Consider the following 17,504-nt stretch of genomic DNA (forward strand, 5'->3'; position numbering starts at 1 on the left):
CATGTCACACTCTCTTTTTTATTCCGTATAAACGTGTTCCATAAGTCAAAATTCTCCGTCTAACTTCAAATTACTCATAGCAAAGTACTCGCTATGTTCGTAATTTCGAGTTAGTACTCAAATTTTCCCGACTTATGTCACACTCTCTCTCTAGTTATTCTGCATAAACGTGTTCTATAAGTCAAAATTCTCGATTGACTTTGAACTCCCCAGCCCAAAATGCGCATGCTGTTCGCAGTTTGGCGTTAGTATCCAAATTTTGTTGATCTCTCGCTCACGTACCATTTTAAGTACATTAAACCTGAGGCCAAAAATGCAGCCTGAGCTATTTTATCAGTACTGCATTTATAGTTTTACCTTCAAGCAGTTCAAAAAAATACAGTTCAAAAAGCTGAGTTACTCAACACTTTGAACTGCGTTTAAGCTGTTTTGTGCTTGGTTGAATCTTTAGCATTCTGCTTCAACTGAATCAAGTTTGCACGGACGTACCAAATAGACTTCATCGCAAAAACCTTTCAAACTGTTGTAAACGTGCTGTGCTCGCGAATATCTTGAACAAAGCCCAAAAACTGTCGGTCCACTGCCAGTCATTTGTGCAACTTCTGCGCCAAATTCGAGCATCTTATCCTTCAGTTTTTTTACTTCTGGAAGTACTGTGACTGTGATCTCTTCCAACGTGTTCCCCATTGTTTGAAACAACAATTCTTCGTCCTTTTGTTTGATCGCCTCTACCACTCGCGTTACATCCTGATGAGCCAATTGGGCATATGAAATCTTTTTGAGAATGGTAGGCGTAGAAACACTTGCCTTGGGTTTAGCCAATACAATCCACATCGCAGGTAATTCACCTATAGGCAGGATCTTCTCTCCCTTACCCGTCACGAGCGCCGGTTCGCTGTACACACAAAAAGGGACATCAGAGTCAATCTCTAGTCCGATCTCAGCTAATTGAGCCCTTGAAAGTTTCAACCGCCAAAGCTTATTTAAAGCTCGCAAAACTGCGGCAGCATCTGCAGAACCGCCGCCCATCCCTGCAGCAACTGGAATTCGCTTGCGAATTCTGATTTGGACACCTTGATGCCCCGCAAACAGCTGCTGCATTTTTTTGGCCGCCTGATAAGCTAGATTATGATAGTCCTGCGGTAGAAAACCCTTGTCAGTTTCAACCTTGACCCCCGTAAAACGGGCAGCAGATTTGACTTGGACATAATCAGCCAGATCAACCGCCGTCATTACCATTCGCCACTCTGGGGCGCCATCAAGATGACGAAATGGAGTGTCCAGAGATAGATTAATTTTGGCTGGCGCTTTTTCGATAATCTCCATTCTGTCACCTACTCAAATGTTTTAATTCTATTATACTTAAAAATAGACTATCTTGGAAAGAAAAACTATCTCTGTAAACTAAAAAAAGCCATGCAATTAATCACAGGCTTAAAAATTTGATAACCATTAAATTTACAGACTAATTTTCTTCACTAAAATCGAGTTCAATATTCTTCGTGAGGACATCAGTATAACTATAGGAGACACGTTCAAAAGAATTTTCTTCTTGATTCAAATCAACAACGAACACTGCTGGATACGTTTCCCGTAACACACCGTGGCGCCTAATAATCTTGCGCCGTCCTGCTTGAGCAACAACGGTTAACCGTTCACCAACACAACTATCGAGCTTCTGCTTAATTGTAGCCAAAGTTAGTGGCATTGTCTTCACCTCTCTGTGAAACAATTGTAACATAGTTTCACAGAAAATGCAATTATACCACAAAGCCCCACAAAAGTTCAATTAGAAAATAATTAATTTTTAGAGTAATTCTAGTTCGTGCAACTTATTAACTAACAAAATAAACTGCTGAACTGTTAACTTTTCTGCTCTTAATTGCGGTGAAAGCTCTAATTCAGCTAATGCACGCGTCAAAGCGATCTTTTGCGTCTCCTCTTTGCCGAACATGCTTTTCAGGTTATTCCAAAGGCTTTTTCTTCGATGTGCAAAACAGCCCTTAACCACTTTAAAAAAGGCAGCTTCATTGAAAGGTAGCAGTTGCTTGGTTTTTAGGGGCGTCAAACTAACAATCGCAGAATCAACGTTAGGTTGCGGTACAAAAACCGTCCGCGGTACAATAAATGCTGTCTTGACGTCCATCTGATACTGGACTCTCACAGAAAGCGAACCATAGGCTTTGGTCCCTGGATCTGCACTAAGCCGCTCGGCCACTTCTTTTTGCATCATAACTACCAACGCTTCAAACCCAATTCCGGTATTCAACAAATGTAGAATAATTGGACTTGTAATGTAATATGGCAAATTAGCAACAACCTTAAGTTGGTGTGCTCCGTCTAAATTAGTTGCCAGTAATTGCTGTAAATCAGCTTTCAAAACATCTTGATGCAAGACTGTGACATTTTTATAAGGTGCAAGTGTATCAGCAAGGACTGGCAGCAGACGTTCATCAAGCTCAAGTGCGACCACTTGATGAGCCTTTTTAGCAAGTTGCTCAGTCAATGCCCCAATTCCGGGCCCAATTTCAAGGACATCGTCGGCTGCAGAGATCTCAGCGGCAGTCACAATTTTGTGAAGCACATTTACATCTGTTAAAAAATTTTGTCCCAAGCTTTTTTTAAATGTCAGTCCATAGGCATTCATAATTGCTTTCGTTCTCAAAGGCGAAGCAATCTCAGGGGTTTTATCCGTCATTTTTCTTCCTCCAAAGCTGCAATTTCTTCAAGTGCCGCGTGCAATTGTGCTGCTGTGATTTGGAAAAGATTTAAGCGGTTAAACAACTGTTTTCCATTGGTATAGCCGATTTGCAGATTCTCACCTAGTAAAGCCCTTTTTTCTTTTGCACCTTTCCCCGCAATCAAACCTGCCGCACGCAAATCTGCAAGTGAAATTTGTGGAGTTGTGACCGTTTCTTCTGTATAAAGATGTTTCAGTGCTTCTCGAATAGCCTCTGGTGAAGCATGCTCGACTCCCAAGCTCCCCTTAGCTGCAGGAGCTGCATCTTTTTTATTCAAAAAGGCGTGTTTAACCCCTGGAACTTCACGTGTAATAATTCCGCGGATTTTTTCTCCCGAAAAATCAGGATCCGTAAATACAATTACTCCACGTTTCTTTTGTAGCTGTTCGATTTGCTGCAAGACTTCATCGCTAATTGCTGATCCACGAGTCTCAAGTGTATCGGCATTGACAGCTAACTTTATTCTTTTAGTATCGTCTTTTCCCTCAACCACTATGACTTCTTGTATTTTTTTCATTTTTAAATTCCTAATATCCTCTTTGTATTTTCAAATGTTTTCTGCGCAAGTTCAGGCGCACTCAACCCACGCTGTTGTGCCAAGAACTCAAGTGTATATCGGGTGTATCCTGGTTCATTTCGTTTACCGCGGTAAGGCACAGGGGCTAAGTAAGGAGCATCTGTTTCCACTAGAACTTTATCAAGCGGTGTTGCTAAAAAGGCTTCCCGAACATCTCCAGCATTTTTAAAAGTACTTACTCCGCTGTATGAAAGGGACATCCCTAACGCAAGAAATTTTTGCGCCCATGCAGCGTCTCCATTAAAACTATGCATTATCCCACCCGTCTTCCAAACTTCACCTGCACGCAGAATTCGGTAGACATCCTCAAATGCATCCCGATTATGAATACTGACCGGGACCTGTAAACGCTGCGCTAATTTAAGTTGTTGTGCGAACACGCTTTGCTGCAAATCATGTGAAACTTCACAATGATAATCCAACCCAATTTCACCTAAAGCGCAAACTTTGGGCTGTTGCAGATTATAGATAAAGGAACGTTCCAATTTTTCATCATAGGCCGCTGCATCTTCTGGATGACAGCCGATTGCCCCGTAAATTTCTGGAAAATCTGCAACGAGCTTCCGCATCTTGGCAGTGCTGTCAGCGTCATAGGCGATGACCAGCATCGCCGTGACATCCAGCGCACTCGCTCTTTGAATCACATCTGGGATGTCGTCTGCAAATTCTGGTGCATTAATATGGGTATGCGAATCAAAGATTTCCATTAAATCCTCGCTTTCTAAAAAAGAAGCTTTCCACCGCAAGTGAAAAACACTTGGACAGAAAAGCCCCTCCTAACCTCAACCGATCAAAGATCCATTAGGAATCTGATCGCTGATTTCCAACAATTTAACAGTTTCACCGTACTCCGCTGAAAGAAGCATTCCTTGACTAACTTCACCACGCATCTTACGTGGTTGCAGATTAGCCACAATAATAACCTTCTTGCCAATTAGTTCTTGTGGTTCTGGATACCACTGAGCTATTCCAGACAGGATCTGACGAGGCCCTTTGTCGCCTGCAGCTAACGTAAACTTCAAAAGTTTGTCAGCACCTGAAACACGCTCAACATTAAGAATTTCAGCAGCTTTTAACTCAACTTTATCAAATTTATCAAACCGAATTTCTTTTTTAGTCAGATTAAGTTCTGCAGTCTCAGCTTGCTCGGCTGTTTTGCGTGCAGCCTCTGCCATTGCTTTGCGCCCTTTGGCCTTTTCATTCTTAGACATCTTGGATTTTATGAATTCTATTTCTGCTTCCATATCAAGTCGTGGAAAAATCGGAGTCCCGGCTGAGACAACTACTGCCTCTTTAGGCAAATCCGTATATTTGACGTCTTTAATCTCCATCTTGCTATTACTTAACCCAAGCTGTGCAAAGATTTCCTTAGGTGCATGGGTCATCACCGGCTGCAGTAGAATTGCAATTACCCGCAAACTGGCAGCTAAATGTGCCAACACACTATCAAGCGCTTCTTTTTTGGTTTCATCTTTTGCAAGGATCCAAGGCTCTGTCTCATCAATATACTTGTTAGTCCGACTAACAAGCTGCCAAACCTCTGCGAGGGCATTTGAGAAATGGACCTCATCCATTTCCTTAGCATAAGCGGTAATTGTCTCTTGTGCAACCTTTTCAAGTTCTTTATCAAAAGCTGTTACATTTGCAGTCAATGCTGGAATCTGACCAGCATTGTATTTATTAATCATCGCCACAGTTCTGTTAAGCAGGTTGCCAAGATCATTAGCGAGCTCGAAGTTGACGCGACTGACAAAATCTTCAGGGGTGAAGACCCCATCATTGCCAAATGGCACCGCACGCATTAGATAGTATCTCAATGCATCCAGGCCATATCTTTCAACCAGCATCTCCGGATAGACAACGTTACCTTTTGACTTGGACATCTTACCGTCTTTCATCAATAACCAGCCATGCCCAATTACATGTTTAGGTAACGGCAGTTCCAAAGCCATTAAGATAATCGGCCAATAAATTGTATGGAACCGGACAATTTCTTTTCCAACCATATGAATATCAGCAGGCCAATATTTCTTGAAAAGCGTGTCATCGGAAGTGCCATAGCCAAGTGCTGTAATATAGTTACACAGTGCATCAATCCAAACATACACAACATGTTTGGGGTTACTAGGAACCTTTACTCCCCAATTGAACGTTGTTCTTGTGATCGCCAAATCTTCCAGTCCAGGTTTAATGAAATTATTTAGCATCTCATTTTTGCGTGAATTTGGAATAATGAAATCAGGATGCTCATTGTAGTATTTCACCAGACGATCAGCATACTTGCTCATCTTAAAGAAATAACATTCTTCTTTCACCAGCTGTACCTCGTGGCCAGAAGGAGCTTTTCCTCCAGTCACCTTGCCGGTGGCATCGCGATAAACTTCTGCAAGTTGTGATTCTGTAAAATATTCTTCATCAGAAACAGAATACCAACCTTCATATTCGCCTAGGTAAATGTCACCTTTATCCAGTAACTTCATAAAAATTTTCTGAATTGCTTTTTCATGATAGTCATCCGTTGTTCGAATAAATTTATCATTTGAAATTTCAAGCAGTTTCCAAAGTTTCTTAATCCCAGCAGCCATCTCATCCACATATGCTTTCGGAGTAGTGCCAAGCTGCTCGGCTTTTTGCTCAATCTTTAATCCATGTTCATCCGTTCCTGTTAGGAAAAACACATCAAATCCCTGAAGCCGCTTATAACGTGCCATCACATCACAAGCAATCGTCGTGTAGGAGTTGCCGATATGTAATTTTCCAGATGGATAATAGATTGGAGTTGTAATATAAAATGTTTTATCAGTACACATAAGTTCAAATCCTTTCGCTCTAAGTCAGCTGAAATAATTTGTGATTTTTAATTTTTGTTAGTCGTTTAAATTATATCATAACCTCATAGGTAAAATGAAAAATAAATTACAGCAAGTTCACTTAAAAAATCAACTGTGCAAAAACAGTGGCCGCATCCATGCGCAATTGCCGACTGCCTTGTGGTAATTTCAATTGCTCACGATTGATCGCAATCAAATGTGCATCGGGCCTCCGATAATCAAGTAAGCCCGCAAAGGGATAAACCTGTAAAGAAGTCCCGCACACAATAATCAGATCTGCTTGGGCAACAGCCGCAACTGCCTGTTCAACTACCTCTGGTGCAAGTTGTTCTTCATATAAAACAATCTCTGGCCGTAAAATTCCGCCGCACGCATGTCGCATCCCCTGGTTAAGATAATCAGTGTATGGAACTTTTTGTCCACAGCGTTGGCAAGTTACATGGTAAAGGTTTCCATGAAACTCAATTACATTTTTAGCCCCTGCTTTGGTATGCAGTCCATCAACATTTTGTGTAATGATGCCGGCTCTTCTTTTCTGTGTCGCTAACGCCATCTGCCGGTGAATAATATTAGGCTGTGCTGCCGGATAATACATTTTCTGGCTCACAAAGCGATAGAATAACTCAGGCTGCTGTTTTAGACAAGTCAAACTCAGCAAATACTCTGGACTCTCTTTTCCCGCATACAATCCATTTTTTGAGCGATAGTCCGGAATTCCAGAAGCAGTTGAAACACCTGCTCCTGTCAAAAACAAAAGCTGCTTAGAGCGCGCAATCTCATCATTTAACTGCATGCTGATTCCCCCTTGAAGCTTCCTGCCTAAAATCTAACGTGTTAAATATGGAACCCCGATTTCATCTAAGTATGTTCCGAGCGTAAGTGCATAAATCCGCTGAAATTCTTGTTCAGGATGATTTTTAGGTTGTGGTAAGACAAAAGAATTTTGACCATCTTTTTTATAAAAACCCAGATATGCTGTTGTATCATGTATATTTTCGTGCAGTGCTGAATGATAAATTTCAAACAATTGCCGGACTTGTAAACGCGTCTGCCGTGCACTTAAAACCAGTGTGAGTGTTACGAACTGTTTCAAATTCAAGGGAGCAAGACCCCAGGCAGTTAAATCTTCATCTAAACTATGATACAGCTTGACCACGGCGCGACGAATTCCAAAAGCACTCTCGACCTCATGTGCTGTCAGGTCACTGTAAAGTGCCACAGCTGCAGCCGTTGTCTTAGGATAAAGCTGTTTTAGCTTAGGCAATACTCGGTCCTGATCTCGCTTAAAGAAGACTAAAGTATCCAAGATTCCCAACGTACGCAATATCATCCAATTATCATTGCCATTTGCTGGTTCAGGTTTAAGTGTCGCAAAGAGTCCCTTCAAGTAGAGTTCCTGAATCTTTTCAGTGAATAACCCCATCTCCGCTTGCATCCGATAAACTGTGAAGTGCATGACGATCTCATATAACTCTAAGCCTACAGCCATTAATTTAGTATCTAAAGCGGGTTTGGTTGTTGTCAAGTTAAAGGTGATTTCAGGTATTTTCTTTGTCAATAACAAAATATGCAGCAATTCGTGTGCGACCGTATAAGACGGGGCCGTTAAATCGCTAAGTTCAAGTACCATCTTACCCCCACGCAAATAATGCTGGGCTTGATCATGCCTCAAATACCCTACTTTTCCTTCATGAATTTTAAACTCCAACTGATACCCCAGTGCCCTTTCTACTTGTTTAACTAGTGTACGTGTTTGTGCATCTAAATTAAGTTCTGTCATTAACTCTCTCTCCCTTTGCGATAAGCTTGCAAAGCACGGCTAACCGCCGCCAGATCTTGTTTTTCAGACTGTAAAAGTTGTGCCATCAAAGGGGCAACTTCATCTGGTGCTGCACCTGCCGTCAGGATCAGTGATTTCAATTGCAATCTCATATGTCCACGTTGAATGCCTTCTGTAACCAAAGCATAGAGCGCGGCTAAGTTTTGTGCAAGCCCGACACTTACAATTACTTTTTCTAAATTACGCGCGCTTTTAAGCTGTAATAATTCGTGATTAACTGCAACTAAGGGAACAATTCCAATTGAACCACCCACAAAGCCAACTGGCGCTGGAATAGTTAACTTTCCGACTAAACTGCCGCCTGTCAGTTCCCAAGTACTTAACCCACGATAGCTTCCTGTACGAGTTGCAAATGCATGAATCCCACTTTCAATCGCCCGCCAATCATTTCCAGTTGCAAGCACAACCGCATCAATTCCATTCATAATTCCCTTATTATGGGTTGCCGCTCGATAAGGATCCAGCTGCGCAACGCGGCTAGCCTGCACAATTTTCTTTGCAACTGTCTCCCCCGCCAGCTCTCCTTTGGCAAGTACGTCAATAGGAATCCGACAGCTTGCTGTCACTAGGCATTCCGTTGCATAATTCGATAAGACCGCCAGCAAGACATCCGTGCCCAAACGCTGTGTGATCTCTTGTGCAACTGCTTCCAGCATCGTATTCATCATATTAGCTCCCATGGCTTCTTGCACATCCACTGCAAGGTCCAAAGAAAGCAGATCTGCACTCAGAGGACGGGTACGTAACCAGCGTGCTCCGCCACCGCGTTTACTAAGCGACGGATGTGCATTTTGCGCAGTCTCCAGCAATTGCGGAAAGATTGCTTCTAACTGTGAACACAGTTGCTCCATATTTTGTACATTTTCAATGACAATCTGACCGAGCAGCAAACGTGCAGTCAATTTCGTTGAAAATCCACCCGCTTGTTCTACCAAAGAAGCCCCATGGCTGCTGGCAGCAATCACAGAAGGTTCTTCCGTAACCATTGGGACCAAGTATTTTTCCCCGTCAATCAGATAATGGAAGCTCAAACCTTCTGGAAGAGTATAATCTGTCAAATAATTTTCAATCATGGTGTCTCCCAGCGCAGGGTTCACCGCCTGCTTACGAAGCACCTCTTCTTGTTGGGCAGTTATTTTGAACTTGCGTAACAAACGCAGCCGCTGATCTCGTGTTTTTTGGTAGAACTTTCCAAATTCCTGCATAGTAGCCTCCTTAATAAAGAAATAATATCTATAAGTTGTTTTTATTATATAATATGTACTGAATCTAAATAACAAAGGGGCTTTGTAGCCAAAATCTGGCTAACCAAAATGAACAAAATACTAAAAATTATCTTATCATTTGCCATTGTTGCGCTTTGCTTCCTTCTTTTATGGAACACAGCCCGCAAGCATTTACATAAAACTCAGCTTTCCCAGTTACGTGTCGGAATCGTTCAAGCCACTCGCCAGACTGATTCTCGTCAAGAAATCCAGCTCGTTCGGCTGAACAAAGCATTAGCACACCAATTGGCACAGCAAACCCAGGAGAAACTTGTCATCAAGCAAGGCAGTCTGAATCAGTTGCAAAAAGCCTTTACCAAGCATCAACTCGATGTTCTGCTAGTCAACACCAGCACACAACTTAACGCTGTTCAGACTGGTCAAAAGACAATCACCTATCTCTATCTTCCCAACGTTCTACTAACTCGCAGCGGTCAAACTCTAGGTAACCTGACCCGGCTACACCGAAAACTTGTACTTGGCTTGCCGCACAGCATGCAGCTTCCGACAAGCTTGACAACAGTTCCGCTAACGCGCAAGTATTATTCAACAGTGCAACAAACTGTAGCTGCACTGGAAGCCAAGCAAATCAAAGCTGCATTGCTTAGTACCACCGATTATGCGGCGCTGACTGAAAACACACCCCGTTTTCTTACAGAACTGGAGGTAAAGCACACGCTTCCGCCAGTCACAGCCCAAAAATACACTGCACGTGTTCAACCGCAAGCGGCTCGAAAAATCGGCAGTGTACTTAAAAAGCTACGGGCACAAGGAAAGCTTGGACAGCTTTCTTTGCGTTATTTTAATCAAGACTATACAAAAGAATAAAACTATTTCTCATTCTCAAATTGAATGTGTTTTTTTGCTTGCTCCTGTTTTTGCAAAAGCTCATAAAGAAAACCTTCACGCGCTCCGCTTTCAGAAAAAACAACTCCCGCGCTGTGTAACTGCTGCAATAAATACACTACAGGGGTCATTCCGCCGAGGATAATATCTGCACGTGCAGGCTCCATGCCGGCAATATGTTCACGTTGCACAACATTCTTCTTTAAAAATGTTTTATATATCTGAAAAAAATGTCCTGTTGAAACAGTATAGCCGTGAATATTATCTATTTGAGTATATCCCTCACGCACACGTTGAATCCGTGCCACAGTCCGATTACAGCCACCCATCAATACAAGTGGTAATGTATTTGCCTCCTGCAACCAGCTCAAAGGACCTAGCTTATCTGAAATGAAATTCTGAAATTCAAAGAGCCGTGCGGCACTCAACTGTCCTGCATGACAAAAGCGTTCCGTGAGACTGACCGCTCCATAAGGAAGACTAACCCGTTCCTGCATTGCACCTGCTTTCACGAGAATCAGTTCGCAACTGCCGCCACCCATATCAGTTATCAAAAAATCTTTTAGTGCTAAAGAATTGGCAGCCCCAAGATAATCATAATAAGCTTCAGTCTCACCGGACAAAACTTTAATCGCACAGCCAGTCAATTGCTTAATCTGTTCTAAAAATATTTGACTATTTTGTGCTTCTCTAACTGCCGCTGTTGCAATCGCGTATACCTGATATTCAGGATAGCTTTGGTAAATGTCTTTAAAATGACGAACTGCGGCAAGAGTTCGCTCAATTGCTGCTGCACTTAACTGCTTTTTTCTACTCTCACCCATTCCTTCTGCTAAACGTGTTGTATCTTTCAAACGCTTAATTTCTTTAAAAAACGTTTTTCCATTACGTTCATGCATTTGATTGATAGACAACCGGACAGAATTAGAACCAAAGTCAAGCACCACTACATTTTTCAAAACCGCAGCCTCCTATTTAGTTTAACGTCAGACCTCAAAGTTCTCTTGGCTTTTGTATGCTTTTAGTCGAAGTAGTTAACCCCAATTGCCGCACGTACTTCACTTAAGGTCTGTTCGGCAACCGCATTGGCTTTCTGACTTCCTGCTTTTAAAATATCATACACAGCTGGAATGTCTTTGGCAAATCGTTCTCTGCGTTCACGAATTGGTTTTAACTGCGCCTCCAGTACGTCATTTAAGTAACGTTTAATTTTCACATCTCCCAAACCGCCTTTGCGATACTGTTCCTTTAGCGTTGCAACCTTGGCTTGATCCGGGTCAAAAATATCGAGATAAGTAAAAACTGTATTTCCCTCTACCTTTCCTGGATCTTCAACGTGGATGTGTGCTGGGTCTGTATACATCGACATTACTTTCTTCTTAAGCGTATCAGCATCATCAGATAGGTAGATTGCATTTCCGAGTGATTTACTCATTTTAGCGTTCCCATCAAGTCCAGGCAAGCGTCCTTCACCCTTAGGTGGAAAAACTCCCTGGGGTTCAACCAGAATCTGTTGCCCGTAAATTGAATTAAAACTGCGGACAATTTCTCTAGCCTGTTCAAGCATTGGTTCTTGGTCATCTCCTACTGGGACAAGGCTCGCTTTAAATGCTGTAATATCTGCAGCCTGACTAACCGGATAAATAAAGAAGCCAGCTGGCAGTGAACGTTCGTAATGTTTTTGTTGAATTTCAGCTTTGACAGTTGGGTTGCGCTCAAGCCGAGAAACAGTCACTAAGTTAAGATAGTAACTTGTCAGTTCAGTCAGTGCTGGAATTTGTGACTGCACAAAAATGGTTGATTTTGCAGGATCGATGCCCACCGCCAAATAATCTAAAACAACTTCGATTAAGGAATGCCTAATTTTTTCAGGATCACGTGCATTATCTGTTAAAGCTTGCTGATCAGCAATCATAATAAATGTCTGATATTTGTCTGTATTTTGCATCCTGACCCGATTCTTTAAAGAACCAATATAATGGCCAATATGCAGTTTCCCAGTTGGTCGATCGCCTGTTAAAATCGTTTCTTTCATAACAATAATTCCTCCTATTTTTATAGCAAAAAACCCTACTGCAAAAAAACAATAGGGCGAATGACCGCGGTGCCACCTATTTTGCAGGAAAACCTGCCACTCAATCATTAAAATCAATAAAACTTTCAATTCCATTTCGCTCTGTCAAAACATCTTTCAGCCCAAGGATGTCTCTCTGTCTGTGACCGAACTACTCTTTAAGTATCGAACACTGTTATTTTACGCACAAGCACGCCTAAAGTCAAAGGTTGAACTGTTTGATTGTTGTCGTTTAATGTTTGTGTTAATATTACTATCTACGAAAAGCTGGAAAGGAGCAGTTGTTTTGGATAAAGAATACTCTTTCGAACAAAAACGTGTTACGCATGTACTCGCACAAATCAAAAATATATTGCAAAAAACAAGACAGGAATATCGTAAGGCTCAAGCAGAACGCTCCTCAGTTGAAAAAAACTATGTTCAAAATGCTAAAATCAATACTTTTGAAGTTGACGATCAGATGGAGACAAATGCTGAAGTCCAGCAACAAAAACAGCTGGTTTCCAAAAATATTGAAACTGAACAGATCCTCAAAAGACAACTTGCAGTGCTTGGTGAACTCCAAAAATCCCCTTACTTCGGTCGGATTGATATTCTTGAAGATGGTGAAAAAGAACAAGAGACCTTATATATCGGAACAGCCTCGCTCACAGATCAAAATAACAATTTTTTGATTTACGATTGGCGAGCTCCGATTTCAAGTATCTATTATAATGGGACATTAGGTGCTGTCACATATACTTCTCCTCAAGGCAAACAGCAGGTTGATTTATTAAAAAAAAGGCAATTCACTATTAAAGATGGACAGATTAAAAATATGTTCGATACCAATGAAACCGTTGGGGATGCCCTGTTGCAGGAAATGCTAGGCCAAGCCGGCGATGAATATATGAAAAATATCGTTGCAACTATTCAACAAGAACAAAACGATATTATTCGTGATACTCGTCATGACTTGCTGATTGTCCAAGGAGTAGCTGGCAGCGGCAAGACTTCCGCCATTTTACAGCGGATCGCCTTCTTGCTCTACCATAATCGAACTGCATTAAATGCGGATCAAATTGTCCTTTTTTCGCCTAATCGCTTATTTAGTCACTATATTTCAGAGGTCCTTCCCAGTTTAGGAGAACGTAATATGCGCCAAGTAACTTTGGCAGAGTTCTTTGCACAGCGCTTTGAAGGACTTGAAGTGGAAACACTTTTTGACCACTTTGAAAAACAACATGCTACCCATGCTTGGCAAGCAACTGATACTCAAAAGGAAACAATTCATTTTATGCAAAAGGTCAAAGCATATCTACTCAATTTGCCTTCTCAAAATCTCTGTTTTACCGATCTGATGTTGGCCGATGAAGTTGTTTTCACAAAAGAAGAAATTGCGCAAGTTTATGCCAGCTTACCGAACGCATTACCTGTAGCGCTTCGCTTTGCTGATACAAAAAACATACTGATCAAGCAGCTTAAACACAAAATTCTTGCACAAAGAAATGCTGATTGGGTCCTACGCAGAATCAATGAACTTGACGATGAGCATTATCACAGCCTCTTAGGAGATTATCAGCGCAGCCGTTTTGAACAGCTTAAAAGCGAGGAAGATTATCTTGGCTACCAGATTGTCTTGAAAAAATATCAACCTATCTATGATGCGCTCTACAATGATTACTTCATTGATATTTATCGCCAATACACTGACTTTTTGGAACAGGCACTCCCACAAGCGCGTACAGCTTTTACTGAGCTCCTCGAATTTCATAAAATTGCATTAGCAGATTGTGCACCCCTGCTGTATCTGCGGGACCTGCTGACTGGGACAGGACAGAATCGTAATATTCAGTATCTATTTATTGATGAGATGCAAGATTACTCTGCTGCTCAATTATTTTACCTTAAGTATACTTTTGCTAATGCCAAATTAACATTACTAGGCGATAGCGAACAGGCCCTTTTTAGAAAAATGCAATCTCCATCTGAATTGATGGAGACGCTCAAACACACTCTTTCACCTAAAAATGCACGTTTAATCGAATTAAATAAGAGTTATCGCGCTACTAAACAAATCACCGCCTTTATGAAAGCACTACTGCCAGACGGCGAGCGTATTCAAGCATTTACTCGTCCAGGTAAACTCCCGGAGTTGGTCATCGCACCGGATTCAACTGCTACCTTAACGGAATTACGCAGAAAATCAGCCCAACTATTGCAAAAATACGAGACAGTGGCCATCATCACACGAAATTTACAAGAAGCGCAACAACTGCATTTCAAACTGGGTTCAGCTCAACCTCATACATTGATCAGTGCAAAAGACCGACAGCTTCCCCAGGGGTTAGTGCTACTTCCTGTTTATTTGGCTAAAGGGTTAGAATTTGATGCCGTTATTATCCCGGATGTTTCTCAAAAACAGTATTCCTCCGAAAGTACACGAGGCATTCTCTATACAATTTGTTCGCGTGCAATGCATGAACTTATTCTATTAAGTACTGAAACGCCAACTGACTTTATCCGCCAAGTACCTGCATCCCTTTTTAGCATTGAACGGCAGGTCAAACTTCATTAATTTCCTGAAAAAAATACTGATAAATATTGATTTTATAGCATATATCAGATATACTATTTAAGTCAGTAATTCAGTGCCACTTTAGCTCAGCAGGTAGAGCACCACCATGGTAAGGTGGGGGTCACCGGTTCAAGTCCGGTAAGTGGCTTAAGTTTAGATTAATGAAACAGAAGGGGCTGTGACAAAAGTTAAATTTTGTCACAGCCCCTCTTTTATTCCGGATAAACGTGTTCCATAAGTCAAAATTCTCCGTCTAACTGCGAATTACTCATAGCAAAGTACTCGCTATGTTCGTAATTTCGAGTTAACACTCAAATTTTCCCGACTTATGTCACACTCTCCTCTGTTTTATTTTAGATTGCACGAATTAAGATACTGTTTAGAAACGCTAATTGTGTTGTTGAACAGCAGCTAATTTTCATTGATTAATTGAAGTCCAGCAACACCTTAGAGTAATTGATCTTCTCTTTTATAACATGCAAAATAATATATTTTGTTTCGTACTGCACCGTGCCCCTTTGACCGTTCCTTATAAATCTTCCCTAATAATTGGCATTGACATACAGCGGGGGCCGCCACGTCCGCGTGATAATTCACTAGAATGTATTTCATGTACTAAAATTCCATGTTCGCGCAACAACTTGTTTGAAATGTAGTTTCGGTCATATGTAACAACCTCACCTGGAGCAACTGCTAATGTGTTAGTGCCATCATTCCACTGTTCTCTAGCAGCTGCAATCTCATCTCCGCCACCTGTTGGAATCAGATCAATCTCTGATAGTCCTAAAACTTTTTTTAAAGTTGCTTTTAAGTTAGTATGGTGCTCAATGCTAGTTCCACCACCTTTTTTAGGATGCAATACCCAACTATCAATTTGACCTTTTTTATTCAAGATTGCGGGATGGACCGTGAATTGATCACGATTAATCATCGTAAAGACTGTATCTAGATGCATCATTGCATGATTATGTGGAATTCGAATTGCAAGTACGCTTTTAAAATTCGAATTTTCAAACAAATTTTGTGCAATTTTTTCAATTGCACTTGCATCTGTACGCTGAGAAACTCCTATAGCTAGCACCTGAGCACTTAAAACTAATTCATCTCCACCTTCAATACTTGTTGCTTGAGCACGATTATGCCAAACTCTAATTCCCTGATTCGCAAAGCGGGGATGATGTGCAATAATGTACTCCATAAATAAAGACTCGCGTTTGCGCGCTGCAAACGTCATATTATTAATCGAAATTCCCTCTCCAATTGCAGCAGCCGGATCACGTGTGAAATAAAGATTCGTCATCGGATTCATATAAAAAGGAAATCGAGTATCTTCCGTCAATTCCTTCAACCCCACCTCTTTTAATTCAACCTCATTCCGACGTACTCCGGACATTACTTTAGCTACCATTTTTTGCGTTTCTAAGGAAAGCAAGTACTGTTCCAAAGCATCATGAACAGGTCCGTGTAGAAAACCTGATTCGTCAATCACTTGTTCAATAAAATCTTTCTTAACATTCTGCTGGGTTAAAGATTCCGCAATTAGATCATCGAGATTCAAGACCTCAGTTCCAAGTCTGTTCAAAGTCTCAGAAAAATAATCATGTTCTTGTTGAGCAATTTTTAAATATGGAATATCATCAAAAAGTAAAAATTTCATCATTTGGGGAATCAAATTTTCAAGCTCAGTTCCTGGGCGTTTTAAAATAACTGTGTGCAACTTCCCAATTTCTGATAACACATGGATTGGTTTTTGCATATACACATCCCCTTCTTGGATCAAATATGTGCCCAGTATATTATTCAACTGAATATAAGTCAAATTATTGCTATTATATAGGAATAATTTGCTAATTAAAATGGGTTCTTCATTAAATTTAATAAAGCAGCATGTATTTTAATACATACAATGTATATTTAGAAATATTCACAAGGCTCATCATAAATTTTTTTTGCAAATTTATTAGTTTCTGTGAAGTAGATCTCACCTGTATTTTTTTATCTTGCTATATTTAAGTTATATCAAATTACTATAAAACGAGGTGCATACAGATGAACTACAATAATATTAAAACTGAAGACTTTTCATTAATCACAAAGATCCGCCAATCAAATGACAGTGAAGCTTTCAGATTACTGTTCATTAAATATCGCCCCCTAGTGATCAATGCCATGCAACGTTACCATTTCAGATTTCATGAAACTGATGATCTTCTTCAAGAAGCCAGAATTGTTTGTTTTCAAGCAGTACAGGCTTACAATCAGTCAACAAGTATTTCATTTGGTAAATTTTATCAACAAAGTCTCTTGAATAGGTACTGCAGTCTCTTGCGTAAGGAAACGGCTGTTAAACGCCAGGGAGAACGTTTCGCAGAATCATTTGAAAATCTCTTGGAAACTCAGGGCGATTGTTATTCCTATTCAATTACACAGGTCCAGCCTGAAGATCTTGCAATTATTCAAGAAGTGATTGATTCACTGCCGCATATTCTTTCTGACTTTGAATACCATGTCTTTTCCTTACTTTATTTCGAACATTTTCATCCCGATAAAATTTCAAGCTTTCTTGCTGTTCCTGAATCAAGAATTAAACGTGCCATCTCACGTTGTAAAGCTAAGTTAAAAGAGGCCTTACAGCAGTAACTTGTTAAAGTCCTTAACCCAGTTTTTAATTTTAACCACACAAAAAAAGCATTTCGAGAAAAACTCGAAATGCTTTTTTATTTGCACGGCAACGACCTACCCTCGCAGGGGGCGATCCCCCAACTACTCTTGG

15 protein-coding genes and 1 tRNA gene are annotated in these 17,504 nt (G+C 40.9%); 4 read left to right on the forward strand and 12 right to left on the reverse strand.

Annotated features, from left to right (window positions below):
- Window positions 1-447: 447 nt before the first annotated feature.
- The 9 genes from ispE to FD50_RS01715 form a co-directional block, all read right to left on the reverse strand.
- A complete protein-coding gene (gene ispE / locus FD50_RS01675; protein ID WP_056959830.1) occupies window positions 448-1,326 on the reverse strand; it encodes a 4-(cytidine 5'-diphospho)-2-C-methyl-D-erythritol kinase in 879 nt (292 codons plus the stop codon).
- Window positions 1,327-1,465: 139 nt separating this feature from the next.
- On the reverse strand, window positions 1,466-1,708 hold the full coding sequence (locus tag FD50_RS01680) for a Veg family protein (protein WP_054757906.1): 243 nt from the start codon (window positions 1,706-1,708) through the stop codon (window positions 1,466-1,468).
- A gap of 99 nt (window positions 1,709-1,807) precedes the next feature.
- Complete coding sequence (rsmA, locus tag FD50_RS01685; protein WP_056959832.1) at window positions 1,808-2,698, reverse strand: 16S rRNA (adenine(1518)-N(6)/adenine(1519)-N(6))-dimethyltransferase RsmA; 891 nt, start codon at window positions 2,696-2,698, stop codon at window positions 1,808-1,810.
- Complete coding sequence (rnmV, locus tag FD50_RS01690) at window positions 2,695-3,258, reverse strand: ribonuclease M5 (protein ID WP_056959835.1); 564 nt, start codon at window positions 3,256-3,258, stop codon at window positions 2,695-2,697. Before rnmV ends, rsmA begins: the two co-directional genes overlap by 4 nt.
- Before the next feature lie 2 nt (window positions 3,259-3,260).
- Entirely contained in the window at window positions 3,261-4,025 is a 765-nt protein-coding gene (locus FD50_RS01695; protein WP_056959861.1) for a TatD family hydrolase, read from the reverse strand.
- A gap of 75 nt (window positions 4,026-4,100) precedes the next feature.
- Entirely contained in the window at window positions 4,101-6,128 is a 2,028-nt protein-coding gene (gene metG, locus FD50_RS01700) for a methionine--tRNA ligase (RefSeq protein WP_056959837.1), read from the reverse strand.
- A 121-nt stretch (window positions 6,129-6,249) separates the two neighbouring features.
- Window positions 6,250-6,942, reverse strand: a complete 693-nt coding sequence (locus tag FD50_RS01705; protein ID WP_056959839.1) for an NAD-dependent protein deacylase — start codon at window positions 6,940-6,942, stop codon at window positions 6,250-6,252.
- 33 nt (window positions 6,943-6,975) lie between these two features.
- Window positions 6,976-7,929, reverse strand: a complete 954-nt coding sequence (locus FD50_RS01710) for a hypothetical protein (protein WP_056959841.1) — start codon at window positions 7,927-7,929, stop codon at window positions 6,976-6,978.
- A complete protein-coding gene (locus FD50_RS01715; RefSeq protein WP_056959843.1) occupies window positions 7,929-9,194 on the reverse strand; it encodes a hydroxymethylglutaryl-CoA reductase, degradative in 1,266 nt (421 codons plus the stop codon). The genes FD50_RS01710 and FD50_RS01715 overlap by 1 nt, the downstream gene beginning before the upstream one ends.
- A 108-nt stretch (window positions 9,195-9,302) precedes the next feature.
- Between FD50_RS01715 and FD50_RS01720 the strand changes: the two genes are divergently transcribed.
- Window positions 9,303-10,082 carry a transporter substrate-binding domain-containing protein gene (locus FD50_RS01720; RefSeq protein WP_056959845.1) on the forward strand — a complete coding sequence of 260 codons (780 nt, stop codon included), beginning with the start codon at window positions 9,303-9,305 and terminating at the stop codon, window positions 10,080-10,082.
- Window positions 10,083-10,084: 2 nt separating this feature from the next.
- Here the strand turns inward: FD50_RS01720 and FD50_RS01725 are convergent, their stop codons facing one another.
- Both FD50_RS01725 and trpS read right to left on the reverse strand, forming a co-directional pair.
- Entirely contained in the window at window positions 10,085-11,059 is a 975-nt protein-coding gene (locus tag FD50_RS01725; RefSeq protein ID WP_056959847.1) for a Ppx/GppA phosphatase family protein, read from the reverse strand.
- Window positions 11,060-11,121: 62 nt separating this feature from the next.
- Entirely contained in the window at window positions 11,122-12,135 is a 1,014-nt protein-coding gene (gene trpS, locus FD50_RS01730; RefSeq protein ID WP_056959850.1) for a tryptophan--tRNA ligase, read from the reverse strand.
- Window positions 12,136-12,460: 325 nt separating this feature from the next.
- Here trpS and helD point away from each other — a divergent pair, with 325 nt between their 5' ends.
- Together helD and FD50_RS01740 are read left to right on the forward strand one after the other, a co-directional pair.
- The gene (helD, locus tag FD50_RS01735; protein WP_056959852.1) at window positions 12,461-14,731 is read left to right on the forward strand and encodes an RNA polymerase recycling motor HelD; all 2,271 of its coding nucleotides are present in this window, start codon (window positions 12,461-12,463) and stop codon (window positions 14,729-14,731) included.
- Between the two features lie 75 nt (window positions 14,732-14,806).
- Window positions 14,807-14,879 (forward strand) — tRNA-Thr (locus FD50_RS01740).
- A gap of 381 nt (window positions 14,880-15,260) precedes the next feature.
- Here FD50_RS01740 and arcA read toward each other — a convergent pair.
- Entirely contained in the window at window positions 15,261-16,487 is a 1,227-nt protein-coding gene (gene arcA, locus FD50_RS01745; RefSeq protein ID WP_056959854.1) for an arginine deiminase, read from the reverse strand.
- A 293-nt stretch (window positions 16,488-16,780) separates the two neighbouring features.
- Between arcA and FD50_RS01750 the strand changes: the two genes are divergently transcribed.
- On the forward strand, window positions 16,781-17,371 hold the full coding sequence (locus FD50_RS01750) for a sigma-70 family RNA polymerase sigma factor (RefSeq protein ID WP_056959856.1): 591 nt from the start codon (window positions 16,781-16,783) through the stop codon (window positions 17,369-17,371).
- Window positions 17,372-17,504 lie beyond the last annotated feature (133 nt).

Source organism: Liquorilactobacillus satsumensis DSM 16230 = JCM 12392 (assembly GCF_001435195.1).
Lineage (GTDB): Bacteria > Bacillota > Bacilli > Lactobacillales > Lactobacillaceae > Liquorilactobacillus > Liquorilactobacillus satsumensis.